This is a genomic window from [Bacillus] enclensis, assembly GCF_001456935.1.
GTDB lineage: Bacteria > Bacillota > Bacilli > Bacillales > Bacillaceae_B > Rossellomorea > Rossellomorea enclensis.
Map to the genome: position 1 here is coordinate 13,986 of NZ_KQ758489.1, position 17,846 is coordinate 31,831.

General features: G+C 47.1%; 16 protein-coding genes. 5 read left to right on the forward strand and 11 right to left on the reverse strand.

Annotated elements, in window-relative coordinates:
* Positions 1-26 precede the first annotated feature (26 nt).
* The 4 genes from AS034_RS19440 to AS034_RS19455 form a co-directional block, all read right to left on the reverse strand.
* Positions 27-806 carry an SDR family NAD(P)-dependent oxidoreductase gene (locus tag AS034_RS19440; RefSeq protein WP_058299827.1) on the reverse strand — a complete coding sequence of 260 codons (780 nt, stop codon included), beginning with the start codon at positions 804-806 and terminating at the stop codon, positions 27-29.
* Between the two features lie 186 nt (positions 807-992).
* On the reverse strand, positions 993-2,777 hold the full coding sequence (locus AS034_RS19445) for an acyl-CoA dehydrogenase family protein (RefSeq protein ID WP_058299828.1): 1,785 nt from the start codon (positions 2,775-2,777) through the stop codon (positions 993-995).
* A gap of 365 nt (positions 2,778-3,142) precedes the next feature.
* Positions 3,143-4,321 carry an acetyl-CoA C-acetyltransferase gene (locus tag AS034_RS19450; protein WP_032086515.1) on the reverse strand — a complete coding sequence of 393 codons (1,179 nt, stop codon included), beginning with the start codon at positions 4,319-4,321 and terminating at the stop codon, positions 3,143-3,145.
* A 35-nt stretch (positions 4,322-4,356) separates the two neighbouring features.
* A complete protein-coding gene (locus AS034_RS19455; protein WP_074440088.1) occupies positions 4,357-6,741 on the reverse strand; it encodes a 3-hydroxyacyl-CoA dehydrogenase/enoyl-CoA hydratase family protein in 2,385 nt (794 codons plus the stop codon).
* Between the two features lie 292 nt (positions 6,742-7,033).
* Between AS034_RS19455 and AS034_RS22515 the strand changes: the two genes are divergently transcribed.
* The 3 genes from AS034_RS22515 (at position 7,034) to AS034_RS19465 (ending at position 9,352) form a co-directional block, all read left to right on the forward strand.
* Positions 7,034-7,168 carry a YuzL family protein gene (locus AS034_RS22515; RefSeq protein ID WP_074440089.1) on the forward strand — a complete coding sequence of 45 codons (135 nt, stop codon included), beginning with the start codon at positions 7,034-7,036 and terminating at the stop codon, positions 7,166-7,168.
* 475 nt (positions 7,169-7,643) lie between these two features.
* On the forward strand, positions 7,644-8,273 hold the full coding sequence (locus tag AS034_RS19460) for a YczE/YyaS/YitT family protein (RefSeq protein WP_232353722.1): 630 nt from the start codon (positions 7,644-7,646) through the stop codon (positions 8,271-8,273).
* A gap of 131 nt (positions 8,274-8,404) precedes the next feature.
* Positions 8,405-9,352 (forward strand): bile acid:sodium symporter family protein, encoded by a 948-nt coding sequence (locus AS034_RS19465; RefSeq protein ID WP_032086517.1) that lies wholly within the window; start codon positions 8,405-8,407, stop codon positions 9,350-9,352.
* A gap of 14 nt (positions 9,353-9,366) precedes the next feature.
* On the opposite strand, the gene AS034_RS19470 is transcribed toward AS034_RS19465, so the two are convergent.
* Positions 9,367-11,076 carry a potassium/proton antiporter gene (locus AS034_RS19470; protein WP_074440090.1) on the reverse strand — a complete coding sequence of 570 codons (1,710 nt, stop codon included), beginning with the start codon at positions 11,074-11,076 and terminating at the stop codon, positions 9,367-9,369.
* Positions 11,077-11,393: 317 nt separating this feature from the next.
* Positions 11,394-12,314, reverse strand: a complete 921-nt coding sequence (locus AS034_RS19475; protein ID WP_032086518.1) for a proline dehydrogenase family protein — start codon at positions 12,312-12,314, stop codon at positions 11,394-11,396.
* Positions 12,315-12,598: 284 nt separating this feature from the next.
* Between AS034_RS19475 and AS034_RS19480 the strand changes: the two genes are divergently transcribed.
* Both AS034_RS19480 and AS034_RS19485 read left to right on the forward strand, forming a co-directional pair.
* Complete coding sequence (locus AS034_RS19480) at positions 12,599-12,862, forward strand: hypothetical protein (protein WP_058299829.1); 264 nt, start codon at positions 12,599-12,601, stop codon at positions 12,860-12,862.
* A gap of 18 nt (positions 12,863-12,880) precedes the next feature.
* Entirely contained in the window at positions 12,881-13,240 is a 360-nt protein-coding gene (locus tag AS034_RS19485) for a spore coat protein (RefSeq protein ID WP_058299830.1), read from the forward strand.
* 540 nt (positions 13,241-13,780) lie between these two features.
* Here AS034_RS19485 and AS034_RS19490 read toward each other — a convergent pair.
* Genes AS034_RS19490 through AS034_RS19510 form a run of 5 tightly spaced genes read right to left on the reverse strand, consistent with a single transcriptional unit; the run spans position 13,781 to position 17,714 of the window.
* Entirely contained in the window at positions 13,781-14,044 is a 264-nt protein-coding gene (locus AS034_RS19490) for a DUF2573 family protein (RefSeq protein WP_032086521.1), read from the reverse strand.
* 19 nt (positions 14,045-14,063) lie between these two features.
* Positions 14,064-14,840, reverse strand: a complete 777-nt coding sequence (locus AS034_RS19495; RefSeq protein WP_058299831.1) for an IucA/IucC family C-terminal-domain containing protein — start codon at positions 14,838-14,840, stop codon at positions 14,064-14,066.
* A complete protein-coding gene (locus AS034_RS19500; protein WP_058299832.1) occupies positions 14,837-15,652 on the reverse strand; it encodes an ABC transporter ATP-binding protein in 816 nt (271 codons plus the stop codon). Before AS034_RS19500 ends, AS034_RS19495 begins: the two co-directional genes overlap by 4 nt.
* A 15-nt stretch (positions 15,653-15,667) precedes the next feature.
* On the reverse strand, positions 15,668-16,723 hold the full coding sequence (locus AS034_RS19505) for a FecCD family ABC transporter permease (protein ID WP_058299833.1): 1,056 nt from the start codon (positions 16,721-16,723) through the stop codon (positions 15,668-15,670).
* A gap of 1 nt (position 16,724) precedes the next feature.
* Positions 16,725-17,714: a FecCD family ABC transporter permease gene (locus tag AS034_RS19510; protein WP_058299834.1), complete on the reverse strand. Its 990-nt coding sequence runs from the start codon at positions 17,712-17,714 to the stop codon at positions 16,725-16,727.
* Positions 17,715-17,846: the final 132 nt, after the last annotated feature.

Here is a 17,846-nt window from a genome sequence, read left to right on the forward strand (position 1 = left end):
CACCCTTCTCTTTCTTTCCGCTATTATTATATCCGTTCCTGGACTTTGCGCACAAACTTTGTGACCATCCTGCGCGGGAGGAATCGGATAGATCCTGCAAGCAATCTATTCTTCGCTCCCGGTATGATGACAACCTTCTTTTGGGTCATTTTTTTGTAAGCTTCATCGACTACTTCCTCAACAGTCATGACCCCTGACTGAAAAAGTTTTGACTGTTGAAGGTCTGCTGCATCTTTAAACCCTGTAGAGGTTGCACCCGGGCAAAGAGCCATAACTTCTACTCCATGAGATTCCCATTCATTCGCAAGGGCCTCTGAGAATGAAAGGACGTAAGCCTTGGTTGCATAATAGACGGCCATTAACGGACCAGGCTGGAAAGCTGCGGTAGAAGCGACGTTCAGGATCTGTCCTTGTTTCCGCTTTACCATCTCTTTGCCAAAATACTTACTGAGCTCGGTCAGAGCGGTTATATTTACTTGTATCATATCGACTTCTTTACTTATTTCTGTCTGTTCGAATTCTCCGAACAAGCCGAAACCGGCATTGTTGATCAGCGTATCAACTTCAATGCCTTTCGCAGTAACCTGTTCGTATATAGAATTGGAAGCTCCTGTTTTGGCTAAGTCTCCATCGATTACATGTGCCTTGACACTGTATTTCCCCTCTAATTCCTCAGCAAGTGATAGAAGCTTATCCTTACTGCGGGCGACAAGGACTACATCATGTCCGTCTTGTGCAAATTTATGACTGAAGCTAAGGCCGATTCCGCTTGATGCCCCAGTGATCAGAACTGTTTTGTTATTCATTTTGGCAGCCACCTTTATTTTATGTTGTTATGTTTAAACGTTTAAACATATAATAATTACGATCAAGCGTTAAGTCAAGAAAATAGGTAAGTGGCCTGTACTCTTGAAGAACTACTAACTTCCATCCAATACAAAAAACGGACCCCCGCCGATCGGAGGTCCGTTTCTCTTATAAAAATTCACTTATCAAACTACGTACTTCTCAGCGTCAACCAGCTTTTCAGATGCTTCACGTTTCACTGCGATCACGTTGATCGGTGTGTGGCGCGTGAATTTACGGAGCGCTGAGAGCATCATGCGCAGAGTGTCACCCTGTTCGGTTGCGACAAGGGTTTCTTTTGCATGTGCTTCGATTTCATTGAACGCTTCCTGACAGAAGATTTGCGTGTAAAGAAGTTTTTGCTTCGCTTTTTCAGCTCCGCCCTTCTCAAGCGCTTTTTCTGTACGAAGGACAACGGATTCCATTGCATAAGCGTTTGATACGATATCCGCGATGTTCACAAGGATTTCCTGCTCTTTTTCGAGTGCCTTTCCGAACTTCTGAGCTGCTAATCCAGCAAGCATCAAGCCGATCTTCTTCGCATTTTTCACAAGATACTTCTCTTGTGCCAGCGGCTCGTCGCCCACTTCTTCAGGCATAAGCATCATCAGTTCTTCCTGAAGAGCCTGAGCTTTCTGCAGCAGCGGCAGTTCACCTTTCATTGCTTTACGAAGGTATGTGCCCGGTACAAGAAGGCGGTTGATTTCATTCGTTCCTTCGAAGATACGGTTGATTCGGGAATCGCGGTACATTCTTTCAATCTCATATTCCTGCATGAAGCCATATCCGCCGTGAAGCTGGACGCCTTCATCGACAACATAATCCAGCACTTCCGTCGCGAAGAATTTATTCAATGAACACTCGATGGCATATTCAGCGATCGACTTCGCCACTTCCGTTCCATTTTTCACTTCTTCATCCGTAAGCTTGCTCATGCGGTCTTCGAATAATCCTACAGTACGGTATACGGAGCTTTCGGCTGCGTACAATTTCGCTGCCATTGTCGCCAATTTTTCTTTTGTCAGGTTGAAAGAAGAAATCGGTGTCTTGAATTGCTGGCGCTGATTTGTGTATTGAACCGTCACTTCAAACGCACGCTTACTTGCACCGACTGCACCTACACCAAGCTTGTAACGCCCGATATTCAGGATATTGAAGGCGATGATATGCCCTTTTCCTGCCTGGCCGAGAAGGTTCTCTACTGGAATTTCAGCATCTTCCAGGATCAATGTACGTGTGGAAGAACTCTTGATTCCCATTTTCTTTTCTTCCGGTCCTGTCGATACGCCTGGATAATCTTTTTCAACGATGAACGCCGAGAAATGCTCGCCGTCGATTTTCGCATATACAACGAATACATCAGCGAATGCAGAGTTTGTAATCCATTGCTTTTCACCATTTAAAATATAGTGCGTGCCCGCTTCGTTCAGTTTCGCTGTCGTCTTTGCACCAAGTGCATCCGAACCTGACCCCGGCTCCGTCAATGCATACGCCGCAAGCTTTTCACCTGTTGCAAGCGCAGGAAGGTACTTTTGCTTTTGATCTTCGTTACCGAAAAGGACGATCGGAAGTGAACCGATTCCGACATGGGCACCGTGGGAGATGGAGAAACCGCCTGCACGGGACATTTTTTCAGCGATTAACGCAGAACTTACTTTATCTAGACCTAGTCCGCCGTACTCTTCAGGTACATCCGCTCCAAGGAGACCAAGTTCTCCTGCTTCTTTCAATAAGCGTACAGAATGATCGAATTCGTGGTTTTCAAGATTGTCGATGACCGGTACCACTTCATTCAAGACATAATCTTCAGTGGTTTTCGCGATCATTTTTTGTTCGTCTGAATATTCTTCAGGTGTGAATACTTGATCAAAGCTCACATCTTCGATTAAAAAACTTCCACCCTTAATCAATTTATCAGTTTGATTTGCCATTATTGACATCCCCTTAACGTTTTTTTGAAAGGTTCAATAAACACCGCTGTTGATTTCCGTGGAAGACTTCGCTTTCCGCGGGTAGCCCGTGAGCCTCGTTACTTCGCTCCTGCGGGTTAGAAAAGCGGAGGCGGCTCATTCAGCTCCGACAAGCATAAGATGAATAGGCTGAAAAGGCGCTTTTTGCCTTTTTTGCCTATTTAGCTTATGACCTCGAGGGGCTAGCCGCCGGAGCTGGACAAGTCTCACATAAGCTACTCTTCCCGCAAAGTCTTCGTCTTCCACTCCAATCAACAGCTAGATCCATTTAAATCCAATTAAGCTCCATGAAAATAAACGATTTAAAATTCGATATCTTCATTCTCTTAACCAATTAGTTCAAACACCCCGGCTGCTCCCATTCCGCCGCCGATGCACATGGTGACGATGCCGAATTGCTGGTTGCGGCGTTTCATTTCGTGGACGAGTGACAGGGTCAGTTTTGCACCTGTGCATCCAAGCGGGTGACCGAGTGCGATCGCACCGCCGTTTACGTTCACTTTGTCTTCATCAAGGCCAAGCTGGCGGATGACCTGGATCGACTGTGAAGCGAATGCTTCGTTCAGTTCGAACAGGCCGATATCAGACAGCTCAAGACCTGCCATCTTCAGTGCACGGGGAATCGCTTCGACAGGACCGATTCCCATGATTTCAGGCGGCACCCCTGCTACGGCAAAGCTTCTGAACTTCGCCATCGGCTGCAAGCCGAGGCCGTCTGCTTTTTCACGGTCCATGACCATCACTGCTGCAGCCCCGTCACTTGTTTGAGACGAGTTCCCTGCAGTGACAGACCCTTTTACATTGAAGGCTGGGCGCAGTTTGCCAAGTACCTGTGAATTGGTTCCAGCACGTACTCCTTCATCTTTTGCAAATTGGAACGTCTTTTCTACCAGTTTGTTCTCAGCATTCACAGAACGCTGGACCACATCTACCGGCACGATTTCATCGTCGAATTTTCCTTCGGCTATCGCTTTTGCTGCTTTCTGGTGGCTCCTCACTGCAAATTCATCCTGGTCTTCACGTGATACGCCGAATTTCTGCGCCACTTCTTCTGCCGTATGGCCCATGCTCATGTAGTACTGTGGAGCCGTTTCAGCAAGCTTAGCATTCGGGCGTACGACGTGCCCCATCATTGGGACAAGACTCATCGATTCCGCTCCGCCAGCAATCGCCGTGTCGGAATGGCCCAGCATGATTTTCTCGGCTGCATAGGCGATTGACTGCAAGCCTGATGAGCAGTAACGGTTGATCGTAATGGCAGGAACCGAGCTCGGAAGCCCTGCAAGGCCTCCGATATTCCTTGCCATGTTGAGGCCCTGTTCCGCTTCCGGCATCGCGCATCCGATGATCAGATCGTCGATATTTCCTTCATAATTTCCCGCGCGTTTCAATGTTTCTTTAACGACCAGGGCACCAAGGTCATCCGGTCTGACACCTGCAAGTGACCCTTTTCTTGATCTTCCGACTGGTGTTCTGGCACCAGCCACTATGACTGCTTCACGCATGATGTTCCCCCGCTTTCTGGATTGGTTTTATATGATTAGTTGCGTAATGGTTTCCCTTTGACAAGCATGTGCTGCATTCTTTGCTGTGATTTCGGCTGAGCGATCAGGCTCAGGAATGCTTCCCTTTCAAGATCCAATAAATACTGTTCATCGACTTCTGTCCCGAACGGCACTTTTCCGCCGGCGATCACGTACGCCAGCTTCTTGGCGATCAAAAGGTCGTGTTCTGAGATGAATCCTGATTGATACATGGATTGTGCTCCCAGTAAAAGCGTACCGTATCCCGTTTCGCCTGTTACCGGGACTTTCTTGCGAATCGGTGCTTTATACCCGCTCTCATAGAGGGCGATCGCAGCCTGTTTCGCATCATATAATAAATGATCGCCGTTCACACTCACACCGTCAGCCTTGCTGAGGAAGTTGTTTTCCCTTGCTTCATCGCCTGAGGTCGACACTTTTGCCATGGCGATCGTTTCGAATACTTTATTCGCTACTTTCTGAAGGTCGAATTCCACTCCATTCGGAAGGTTCGCCAGATGTTTCATATAAAGTTCTTTGTTTCCGCCTCCGCCCGGGATCAGGCCGACTCCGACTTCCACAAGCCCCATATAAGTTTCCATGCTTGACTGAATATGTGCAGCCGGCAGGCAGACTTCACTTCCGCCGCCGAGCGTCATGCCGAATGGTGCAGCAACGACCGGTTTAGTGGAATATTTGACTTTCATCATCGCCTGCTGGAAGTGACGGACGACCATATCAATTTCAAATACGTTGTCATCCTGCGCTTCCATCAGGATCATCGCGAGGTTGGCACCTACACAGAAGTTCTTGGCCTGGTTTCCGATGACCAGACCTTTGAAATTCTTCTCTACTTCATCAACCGCGTAGTTGATCATCTGGATGATATCCAATCCGATTGCGTTGTTAGGAGAATGGAATTCAAGGAGTGCGACACCGTCCCCGATATCGATCAGGCTTGCACCTGAATTTTTCTTGAGAAGCTTGCCTTGCTTTTTCAACAGCTTCAAGTCGATCACTTTCGGGTTACGCTCTACAAGCTTGTATTCACCATTATGGTAGAAATACAGCTCTCCCTCTTCTTCTTTATAAAAATGCGTATGGCCAGCCTCGAGCATGTCTTCCACCCACTGAGGTACGGTCACGCCTTCTTCTTTCATTCGTGTAACGGATCTTTCAACCCCGATGCTATCCCAAGTTTCAAACGGTCCAAGCTCCCAGCCGAATCCCCATTTCATGGCGCGGTCGATCGCCACGATATCATCAGCGATTTCACCGTGCAGCTGCGCGGAATAAGTAAGCACCGGGGACAGGATGTTCCAAAGAAGGGAACCTGCTTTATCTTTCGCATAGGCGAGGGACTTGATTTTATTCCGGAGTCCCTTTTCATTCTTGCTCATTTCTACAGAAGCGGTCTTCAGCTTTTTACGCGGCCCGTATTCCAAAGTTTCCGGGTCCAGTTCAAGGATTTCTTTCCCCTGCTTCAGGAAGAATCCCTGGCCGCTCTTGCTTCCAAGCCAGCCGTTATCAAGCATCTTCTGCATGAATGCCGGTACTTCGAATACCTTCTTCTCGTCCCCGTCCACTTGGTCATAGACATTTTTCGCCACGTGAGCGAACGTATCCAGACCAACGACGTCAAGCGTCCTGAACGTTGCACTCTTCGGTCTGCCGATTAACGGGCCTGTGATGGAATCTACCTCACCTACGCTGTATCCGCCTTTGAGCATTTCCTGTACGGTCACAAGAAGGCCGTATGTCCCGATTCGGTTTGCAATGAAGTTCGGTGTATCTTTTGCAAAGACGACGCCCTTCCCGAGTGCATCTTCACCGAATGTTTTCATGAAGTCCACTACGTCACGATCGGTCTTCTTAGTCGGGATGACTTCAAGAAGTTTCAGGTAACGAGGCGGGTTGAAGAAGTGGGTTCCGAGGAAGTTCTTCTGGAAATCCTCCGAACGGCCTTCCGCCATCGCTTCGATTGAAATACCTGATGTATTGGAGCTGATGATGCTGCCAGGCTTACGATGTTGTTCAACCTGTTCAAATACTTTCTTTTTAATGTCCAGATTTTCAACGACGACCTCGATGACCCAGTCGCACTCGCTGATTTTCTCCATGTCGTCTTCAAAGTTACCGGCTGTGATCAGCGATAAGTTTTGTTTGGAAGTGAGTGGAGCAGGTTTTTGTTTAAGGAGCTTTTTTAAGGCGTTTTCACTCATGCGATTGCGAAACGCATTGCTTTCTGTTGTCAAACCCTTCGCTTTATCTTCTTCTGTCAATTCACGCGGGACGATGTCTAATAATAGTGTTGGAATACCGATGTTCGCTAAATGTGCCGCAATCCCGGATCCCATTACTCCCGATCCCAATACTGCAGCTTTTTGAATTCTGTGCGTCAATGTGTTCTCCCCCTTTGTTTGCACTGTGTTTCATTGGATAACCGGCCTGATTCGTCAGGTCCGGACAACTTTGAATGAATACTCATTCATTTTTTCTTCAAAAAAAAGATCCGAATGAGTTTCTGTTATCTATAATATATCGGATATTCTAAAATATCGCAATATTTAAACGTTTAAAATTGTGAAATTTTTTCAGTTTTTCTGAAGTGGCTCCAATTCCTTGGCCCCCTCCCATATGTTCATGTCATAAACTCCCCGCCATCAGGACATTTTAAGAATGGAGGTGTTTTTCATGGCAAAACGCAAAAAGGATCCTTCAAGGGCAGGCGTCAGCGCAGCCAGTGTAAAAGGAAATGCCGGCCCGACAGTTGAAGCTGACGGCGGCGGAAAAGTAAACAGTCAGAACAATCAATTCAAGAAGCAATAATGGATGGTCACAGGCATCATTAGGGGTGCCTGTGAGTATTCAGCATGGATTTTCATGAGCTGAATGGCTGTAGTTCGACCGGTGGAACGTACTTGCGACCTCGACCTAGCTGACCGGGTTTTTACGGACGTTTTCGTTTTATGCTGACTTTTTTAGATTTATGCTGAAAAAATTCATTTTATGCTGACTTTTTCCGATATATGCTGACAAATTTTCATTTAAGCTGAATTTATTCTATTATACGATGTTTTTTGAAATAAATGGAATTCACGCTGCAACCCCCATCCCCCCGATAAATTCTTCTACCTGTCCCTACATACATCCAAATGCAAAAATTAACTTTGATTCCTCGTACATTATAAAGTAAACTAATAGTATTGCATCAGGTTGTCAGACCTCTTACTTTTCTCTTGGCGGTAAGGCTGGCAGCCTGCTTATTTTTGATAACGTTTACAGACAAGGAGAATGACATACGATGATGATGCGCAGATCGTTATTTTTTACTATAGGATTATTCATTTTGACGCTGGGGGTTTCCCTTATCATTAAATCGGGGCTCGGGGCTTCTGCCTGGGATGCGCTGGCCGTCGGTCAATCCAGGATGTTCGGGATCACGGTCGGTACGGCGGTATTCATCAATGGGATTGTGTTGATCGCCCTCAATGCCGTCATCATGAAGAAACGCCCGGATATCCTGGCAACGGCAACGATCTTTGTGATCGGACTATTGATTGATTTCTGGCTGTTGATCGTATTGGCTGAATTTGCTCCATCCATGCTGATCAATCAATTCATTGCGCTTGGATTCGGCATCCTGACAGTGGGGCTAGGTGTAGCTATCTATCTCCAGGCTAAATTCCCTGCAAGTCCTATGGACACGCTGATGGTGGCAATCCATACCCGTTTCGGCCTGAATCTTAGAAACTCGCGGATCCTGTCTGAAGGATTTGCGTTGACACTTGCTTTCTTATTCAGGGGAGATATCGGAATCGGCACTATCCTGGTCACGGTCCTGTTAGGATTCGTCGTCCAATATCTATATCCGATATTCGAACAGCTTTTTGAAAGGAAAGCTGTTGCTAAAGTGGCTGTCCCAACCGAATAATCTGTACCCGAAAACGACCCTTCTTCCCCGGAGCGGTCGTTTTTCTTTTCACCAAACAAATTCCAGGAAAAGACAAGCCGAAAAATGATATGATGATTCTATTATTCTATTATATGTATGGGAGCGTTACGATGCTGCAGGTATTAAATAAAAAATTGGAGAAGCTCATGCCTTTCATAACGCCGTCTGCCGTATTGATCGGTGTCTTGTTCTCTCCTTATTTATCTCCTTTGACGTTCATGGTCCCGTGGGTTTTCGCAATTATGACTTTTTCAGGCTCATTGAGCTCTAATTTTCATTCCGTCAAACGGGCCGTTACATTCCCGCTACCGCTTCTGACTTCCCTATTCATTCTTCATATATTGATGCCGCTGTGGGCGTTCGGGATGGGAAGCATCGTGTTTCCCGAAGACGGGCTCACAGTGACGGGGCTTCTGCTCGCTATGGTCATTCCAACCGGGATCACGAGCTTTGTCTGGGTCACCATTTATAAGGGGAATATCGGTCTTGCACTGTCGATCATCCTCGTGGATACGATCCTTTCCCCATTCATCGTCCCGGCCAGCCTTTCTCTAATTGTCGGACAAAAGGTGGAGATGGACAGCTGGAGCATTATGGCCGGCCTCCTCTGGATGGTTGTGATTCCGTCGCTGATCGGGATGCTGTTAAATCACCTTACGAAAGGAAGCATCAAGGACACATTGGGAAAACAATTGTCCCCTTTTTCCAAAATAGGGATCGGGGTCGTTGTCGCAATCAACTCATCTGCTGTTGCACCTTATTTAAGACATATCAGCTTGAAATTATTACTGATTGCTTTAACGGTTTTATTCATCGCCTTTTCAGGATTCGCCCTCGCATGGCTCCTCGGTACCTTGCTGAAGCAAACGAGGGATACGAAAGCAAGCCTGTTATTCACCGGAGGGATGAGAAACATCAGTGCCGGGGCGGTCATCGCCGTTCAGTACTTCCCTGCTGCCGTTGCCGTTCCGGTTGTGATCGGCATGCTCTTCCAGCAGGTGCTTGCCTCCCTGTTCGGATTCTTATTCCACCGCCATGAGGTGAAAATGAAGGCATAACAAAAAAGGACCTGCTACAGGTCCTTTTTTATTATGCTGTTTTTCGATTCCGTTTCGGATTCCGGTGGAGTTTCGTCATTTACATCCGACGCATTTTTTTCATCGTTTTCTTTAGACGCTTCGGCTGATCTGCCACTCTCAGTATTCTCTATATGAAGCCCCTCTTGACTTGAGCTGCTTACTTCATCTTGACTCTCTTCTTCAAGAACGTCACCTGATTCAACCTGGTTCAGTTCCTCAATATCTTTCACGGGCCCGCCGGCCGCGCCGTCAGAGTCTTTCTTTGCATTCAACAGCTGATGAATATGCTTCCGTTGACTTTTACTTGCAAGCACATACAGCGTATCGTCTGCCTTGATGATGGTATCCCCTGTTGGGGTGATGAGGTCATTTTTCCGGATGACTGCAGAAATCAGGGTCTTTTTAGGGAGTTCGATCTCCTTTATGGCTTTACCGGTGATGAATGCTTCGTCATTGATGTGGACTTCGATCATTTCATTATTGGTCTTACCGATGCTAACAAGTTCAATCGTGTGAGCAAGCGGCGGACGGTCCTTTCCGGCAAGCTTGAGATAATTCGCAAGCGGGGTGATCGTTGCCCCTTGAACCAAAGCGGATAAAAGGACGACGAAGAACACCACATTGAAGATGATTTCACTGTTTTCAATCCCCGCCACCATCGGGAAGGTGGCAAGTACGATTGGAACGGCCCCCTTCAGGCCGGCCCAGGATATGAAGAATTTTTCTTTCATATTGAAGCTTTTACCGAACGCAAGGGCTATATAGACACCAAGCGGACGGGCTACAAAGATGAGGAGAACCGATAATATGATGCCCTGGAGCGCGATTCCCGGCAGGTGCTGTGGAAAAACAAGCAGACCCAGGAGGATGAACATGACGATCTGCAGCATCCATGCAAAACCTTCATTGAACCGTATGATGGACTGCCTGTAGGTCAGTTCTCCGTTCCCTACAAGGATGGCCATCACATAGACGGCAAGCAGGCCGCTGGCACCGGCAATGGTGGTCAGTGAATAAGTAAGAATGGCCAATGATACAGAGAGCACCGGATATAAACCGGAAGAATCAAGGTTGATCCGGTTGATGATCCAAATGGAAGCGAGTCCGAACAAGACTCCGAACAAGGCCCCCATCCCCATCTGCCAGAAAAAATCCAGGACTAGATTGAACGGATTGGAATTCGGGAATTGGATGAGCTGGAGGAATGCCACAGTCAGGAAGATCGCCATTGGATCGTTGCTGCCCGACTCAGCCTCCAGTGTGGCGGAAATTTTCGGCTTGATGTTTTTATTGCCCAACACCGAGAAAACGGCTGCAGCATCAGTGGACCCGACAATGGCACCAAACAGCATACCCTCAAGCCAGCTCAGGTCGAGGATATATTTTGCGGCCACTCCAATGGACAGGGTCGTCACGAGCACCCCGATCGTGGCAAGTGATAATGAAGGCTTATACACACCCTTTATATTGCTCCATTTCGTCTGGAGTCCGCCTTCGAATAAGATGATGATAAGTGCGATTGTACCGATGAATTGAGTGATATGAGCATTATCAAAGAAAAAATATGTATTCAGGAGCATTCCGACAGCAATGAAGAGAACAAGAGATGGTACGCCAAGACTTGAGGAAAACTTGGCAAAAAGGACGCCGATCAGAAGCAGGAGTGCAAGAAGGAATGAAACATTTTCGATAGAAAAATCCATTTAATCGCCTCGTAGAAAGTGTAAGTTATGTTTGATTATACTACATTGTGAATTAAGTCACAATTAATGCACCTTTATATTTATGAATATTAAAAAAATAAAAACTCCACAAATAGGTCCGTGGAGTTTTCCATTATTATTAAGGCTCTCTTCTTATACTTTGTTGCTTCACAACCAAGAAAATACCGGAACTTGGGTATTTTCGAGTTGTCCGTCCGTCTCTTGTTGAAGATTGAATTCGAAAAGAGCACGACCACAAGCTGCAATAAGGTTATAAGTCTATTAACGAAAAGCGACAATCTTTTAGAAAACAGCCTTTATTTGTTTTTCATGACACCTTTCAAAACAAATGCCACGTTTGCCGGACGCTCGGCGAGACGTCTCATGAAATAGCCATACCAGTCAGTGCCATAAGGGACATACACCCGCATTTTGTAGCCTTCCTGCACCAATTCACGCTGACGCTCCACGCAGATTCCAAAGAGCATCTGGAATTCGAACTGATCACGCGGGATGTTATGTTCTTCAGCAAGCTTCTTAGTATAATCGATGATTTTATCATCGTGTGTCGCGATCGCCGTATAATTACCGTTCAGCATATGCATCTTGATGATTTTCTTGAAGTTTTCATCAACATCTTTTTTCTCAGGAAATGCAACTTTCGACGACTCTTTATAAGCACCTTTTACAAGACGCAGATTTGGGGAGTAGGCGTTAAGTTCTTCCATATCCTTCTCTGTTCTGTAAAGGTAGGCCTGAATGACTGTACCAATATTGTCATATTCCGATTTCAATGTCTTGAAGATCTCGAGCGTCTTCTCGCAGCGTGAGTAATCCTCCATATCGATCGTCACGAATACATCGTGTTTCTTCGCTTCTTCAAGGATCATCCTCATGTTCTTCGTTACAACATCCTCCTGGAGATCAAGTCCCATTGATGTCAGTTTGAGTGATAACTGGGAACGCAGCTTCTCCCTCCCGATCGCACGGACCGCTTCTACACATTCAAGTGCCATTTGGTTGGCTTCCTCGACGTTATCGACAAACTCACCCAAATAGTCAATTGTTACCACAAGATTCTGTTTATTCAATTCACGAATGACCTCTACCGCTTGATCTATTGAAGAACCTGCGACAAATCTGGCCGCTCCGAAACGCAGGCCGTACTTTTTGGCCATTTTAGTGATCGGTTTATTTTTAGAAAGGAATAAAAAGAAATTACGCATTGCTTGCTCCATGTTGCTACCTCCCTGAAAAGAACATATATGTCATACTATGAAAACGTTTTCTTTTTTGATAAAAAGAAAAGATTTCTTGTAGTATTCTGTTTACCAACATTTTATCACCTATTAAACGTTTTGAATATACTTTTGTTACTTTCTTAGTAGAATATTATCGAAATTTGTTGAAGGTGCATAACCTGCATGAAAAAAGGCACAATAACGGTTGTTGGAGCTCAGCATGGTTTTATTTCCAAAACATATATTAGGTCAAAATACTTATTTTTAAGGAGGAATTATTTATGCAGCAGCAACCTCAACAGGGCAGCCAGCAGCAGGCATATGCGCAGCCCCCTCAGATGTTAACGACGAAGGATTCACTTTATTTGAATGATATGCTTGCATGGAATTTGACGGCTATGAAGAAATGCCATTTTGCAGCTACCCAGTGCCAGGACCAGGAAATCAGAGCAGAACTGGATAAGTGCGGACAGATGCATCAGCGCCATTATGAGCAATTGCTGGCACACTTGAACACAACAACTACTAATCAGGGCATGATGTAGAAAGGAGACTAAACTCGCATGAATCAGCAAAACCAAAATCAGCAGAAGATCCAAAACCCGCAGACGCAGGTCCCATCCACTCCGCAAATGAATGACCGTGATTTCATCACAGACGTGCTGTCTCACGAAAAATACATGACCGCTTCATACTGCACGGCACTTAATGAAGCAAGCCACCAGGCATTGTATCAGGATCTGCTTACAATCTTCAACGAAACACAGAACGCCCAGCGCGAACTGTACAATGAAATGTTCCGCAAAGGCTGGTACAAGCTCGAAGCAGCCGACAGCCAGAAAATCCAGCAGTCCTATCAGCAGCACCAGCAGTACTCTTCCCAGTTCCCATACGGTACAGGTGCAGGCGGACAGCTTCAATAGTTTTTTTTAGATACGGCGGTCTCTTTTATGGGACCGCTTTTTTGTTGGTGCGCCCGGATGAATGGGACGGGCTGATTGGGTGGACTCTTGCAGCATTGAAGGAAGAATAGGAGCCGGGCTTATTTTAGGGTAGAGCTTGTTGCATGGAGGGGGGAAATGGACCTCGTCGTGCCCGGTTTACTATAGATTTTGGCAGGATTCCCGTTGAATTGAAGAGAAATTGACTCATTTTTATAAAAACCACCCTGTCTTTCCCCGAAGTATTCGGCTGGTGTGTAAAATACGTGCCACTTTTCGGATTTACAAGCCACTTTTTAAAAATACAGTCCACTTTTCAAATTTACGAGCCACTTTTCTGAAATACGAGCCACTTTCCCCGTTTTTCAAGCAATTTGTCGAATTTTCTTTATGGGCAACGCATCCGCATTCCCGCACCCGCTTACCCAAAACAACACACCCTCCCCCGCCGCATCCACATACCAACCCACAAAAAAAGCACCCCTCCCAGGGCACTTTCAACACCTATCAGCTAAAAATCATCTATTCATCCTTCTTCTTCCGGTTCATTTCCTCACGATGAGCCTCGTTCAGCTCTTTGATCTCACCGATGATTTTCTTCATTTCTTCTTTGCCGTCGGGATACAGTGAGTTCCAGTGCTTCACGAGTGCCGGCATTTGTTTGGCGACGAAAGAGTAGAGTGCATATTGGGTCACCATTTCTTTTTTCTCAGGGGACGTGTCGCCGATGAGAAGCTCTGTGTATTTATCAAGGAGTGCATCAAATTGTTTCTGAAATTCGCTCATGCTATTCAGCACCTCCAGTTTAGTTTGATTCGCAAACCGTCCGCTTCACCTTGCACGTCTGCGGACAGGTCTTACAGCGGAATTGTTCGCCGTTCTCCAGTCGGTAGGAATAACAGCATGTCTTCCGGACCCGGATTTCATCGTCCACACCTTCAACTTTTACTTTTTCAGTATAATATTCCTTCAAAGGATTCTTCTTATATTCACCGAACCACCTGCTGTTCTCGTCGCTTAGTAATTGGGCAAAATCATGCTGCTTCTGATCCCTTTCTGAGGTAAATGCTTCATTTTCATAAATCCAGAAAAGATAGACCGCAACATTTTCCCACAGGATCAGATCCGGCAGCTTAACCGAGCGTTTCAACACGCCGACCATTTTATCAAGATGCCCCGAGAACAGGGAATGGATAAATTCATCTTTTTCAGCAGGGGAAGTAAATTCCCAGACACTTGGATCTTTCAGATGAATTCGAGGGAGCCACAACCCATTGTCATTTACGTAATCGACAAGCACAAGATTGCCTGGTGACAGATTCAATTTCCTGTTCCAGCAGGTTGCAGCGAGCATCCCGAGCGCTGCGACAAACGCATACCGCTTCATGAAAAGGGATCCGGCTGTCTTCAACTCGCTGGATCCCATCAGGGCGAACCTGTCTTCAAGATAGCGGACCATCTTCCCTTCATCAAAAAGAAGCCCCGATGCTTCAGTGCCGCCCGAACCAGACGGGATCCCCTTCAAAAAGCGGTACTGCTCAAGCAATGCCCACTGTTCTTCAGTCAGTGAAGCAGGCCTCATACCGGCTCACCAATAGAATTGAGGATGCATCTGCCTTTTCCGAACGGAATGCAGAGCGGCGTTCCGAATAATGGATCGCTTGTCACCTGGCAGTCCATATCAAAGACATTCTTCACCAACTGGCAGCTGATGATTGATTCAGGTTTCCCCTGTGCATAAATCTTTTGGTCCCGGATGGCCACGATATTGTGCGCGTAGCGGCAGGCAAGATTCAAATCGTGAAGGACCATGACGATCGTGCGCTCTTCCGTTTCATTTAATTCAAACAGCAGATCGAGAATTTCAATCTGATGGGTCATATCCAAATACGTGGTCGGCTCATCCAGCAGGATGATGTCTGTATCCTGGGCAAGTGTGAGCGCGATCCAGGCTCGCTGGCGCTGGCCGCCCGACAATTCATCGACTTTGCGGTGCTGCAGTTCTTCCATTTTTGTTGCCTTCAGTGCATTCTGGACGATTTCCTCATCTTTATGGGACCATTGTTTGAGCCAGGTCTGATGCGGGTATCTCCCCTGTTTCACCAGCTGGAGCACCGTGAGTCCCTCAGGAGCCGTCGGCGATTGCGGAAGGATCGCCATCTTACGCGCAACTTCTTTGGTGGACAGCTTGGCAATGGCATCGCCTTCTAAGAGGACAGACCCCTGCTTCGGCTTCAATAAACGCGCGATGGAGCGGAGCAATGTCGACTTCCCGCATCCGTTCCCTCCGATGAATACGGTGATTTCCCCTTTGGGAATGTCAATATTCAGTTCATCGATGATTATCCTTTCACCATAAGCCAGGGTTAAGTCTTTCGTTTCAAGCATGCTCATTACGCAGCCAACTCCTTAAGAATTTCTTGTTTTAAATAGAAGATAGATAAAATACGGTGCACCGATTGCGGCGGTGAACACTCCGGCAGGAACCTCGAGGGGCAGGAAAAGCGTCCGGCCGATCAGGTCAGCGAGCATCACCAGGATCCCGCCAATGAGAGCAGAAGCCGGAAGCAATGCGCCGTATGACGAGCCTACCATCCTCCTCGCCATATGAGGGGCCATCAAACCGACAAAGCCGATCCCCCCTGCAAAGGAAACCGCTCCGCCTACCAAAACTGTCGCCATCAGAAGCAGGAAGAACCGCTGTCTCTGTACATTACCTCCTACTCCCTTGGCCAGTTCTTCACCAAGTTCCTGGATATTCAATTGACGTGTGATAAAAAAGCTGATCAGGATGAACACGATGCTCCATGGAAGGAGGATCGACACATCCTGCCAGTCCGACCCGTTTACAGTACCGGTGATCCAGATATTTGCCTGGCTGGCCCTGTAGATGGGACCCATGATCATCAACAGTGTTGTGATTGCCTGGGTCAAGGCTGAAATCCCGATACCGATCAAAACGAGCCTGACTGGCGAGACTCCTTTTCTCCAGGCAAGAAAATAAACGAGGAAAGCGACAACGGCTGCCCCTATGAAAGCAGCGACCGGCATCCACTGGATGCTGACCGGCAGTGTGCCGTCCTCATTACTGAAAATCGTCAAAAATGCGACGACCGCCGCTCCCGCTCCGCCGGTGATCCCGATGATATCCGGAGAAGCAAGCGGATTTCTGATCATTCCCTGCAAAATGCCGCCGGCAACTGCAAGCGCCATCCCCGCAAGGAGCGCGATGATGATCCGCGGCAGACGGAACGATTTCACGACGAGCTGCTCAAGGCCCGTTCCGCCTCCAAAAAACACACTGACCACATCCCACGGGGCGATCTTCATATCCCCTATCCCGGTACTGACTATCAATACAAGGACAGTCAACACACCAAGTACCGTCACTTTTTTTAATGCGGACATATCGATCAAAAAAGATATTCTATCTTTAAACCAGCGTTTTCCTATGAATCTATTCATTTTAGAACCCCTTCCTGGCCACATACACAAAGAATGGGGCACCGATGACAGCGGTCATCACCCCGACAGGAACTTCCTGGGGCATGATGATGTAGCGTGCAGCTATATCTGCAGTCAGAAGAAGGACCGCGCCCAGTAAACCTGCGTAAGGGATGAGCCATTTGTGATCGACTCCTATCAACTTCCTGGCCAGATGAGGAATGACAATGCCGATGAATCCGATCGGTCCGGCAATCGCGACGGAACCGCCTGCTAAGAGGACGACGATCAATAGCGCCAGGAACTTGATGAGGTTGGTTTTCAACCCCAGTCCCTTTGCTACGTCCTCACCCATTGCTAATATATTCATTTTGCCTGCGAGTATGAGCGCCCCGATCCACCCTGTCAGGATGTAAGGGAAAACCCCTGTCAAGATTTCCAGCTTCCTGCCCTGTACCGAACCGGCAAGCCAGAACAGAACCTGTTCAAGAGCCGATTCATCAAGTACGAGCAGGCCTTGCGTAAAGGACGAGAACATCGCTGTAATCGCAGCCCCTGCAAGGGTAAGCTTCATCGGTGTAAGGCCGTTGTTTCCCGCAGCACTGATCGCATATACGCCAAAAGCGGCAATCCCCGCCCCGAAGAACGAAAGCCAAGTGAACGTCTGGAGGTCTGTGACACCGAACATGGTCACGGCGACCACCACCATGAAACCTCCACCGGCGTTGATTCCGAAAATGCCCGGTGATGCAAGTGGATTCTTCGTCAAGGTCTGCATGAGCACCCCGGAAATGGCGAGTGAAGCCCCTACAACGGCAGCGATGAGCGCCCTTGGAAGACGGATTGTCTGCAGGACCAGATGTTCCGTGGATTGGTCCGGATTCACAAATGACTCAAGTGCCGTCTTCCAGGATGTTTCCGTATAGCCATAGACGATACTCATCCCGATACATAAAATAAGGATGAAAAGCGTCCCTAGAAATATAATGAACTGTTTTTGCGTTTTAATCATATGTTTACCTTTCAGGTCACAGTTTACGTAATGGTTAAAATGATTCCTTCTTATTCACTTCCTATTTTAGAGAAGATTGGGAGCGCAGTCAATGACTTTGAAAATCATTATCAATTAGTTGTTGACAATGAA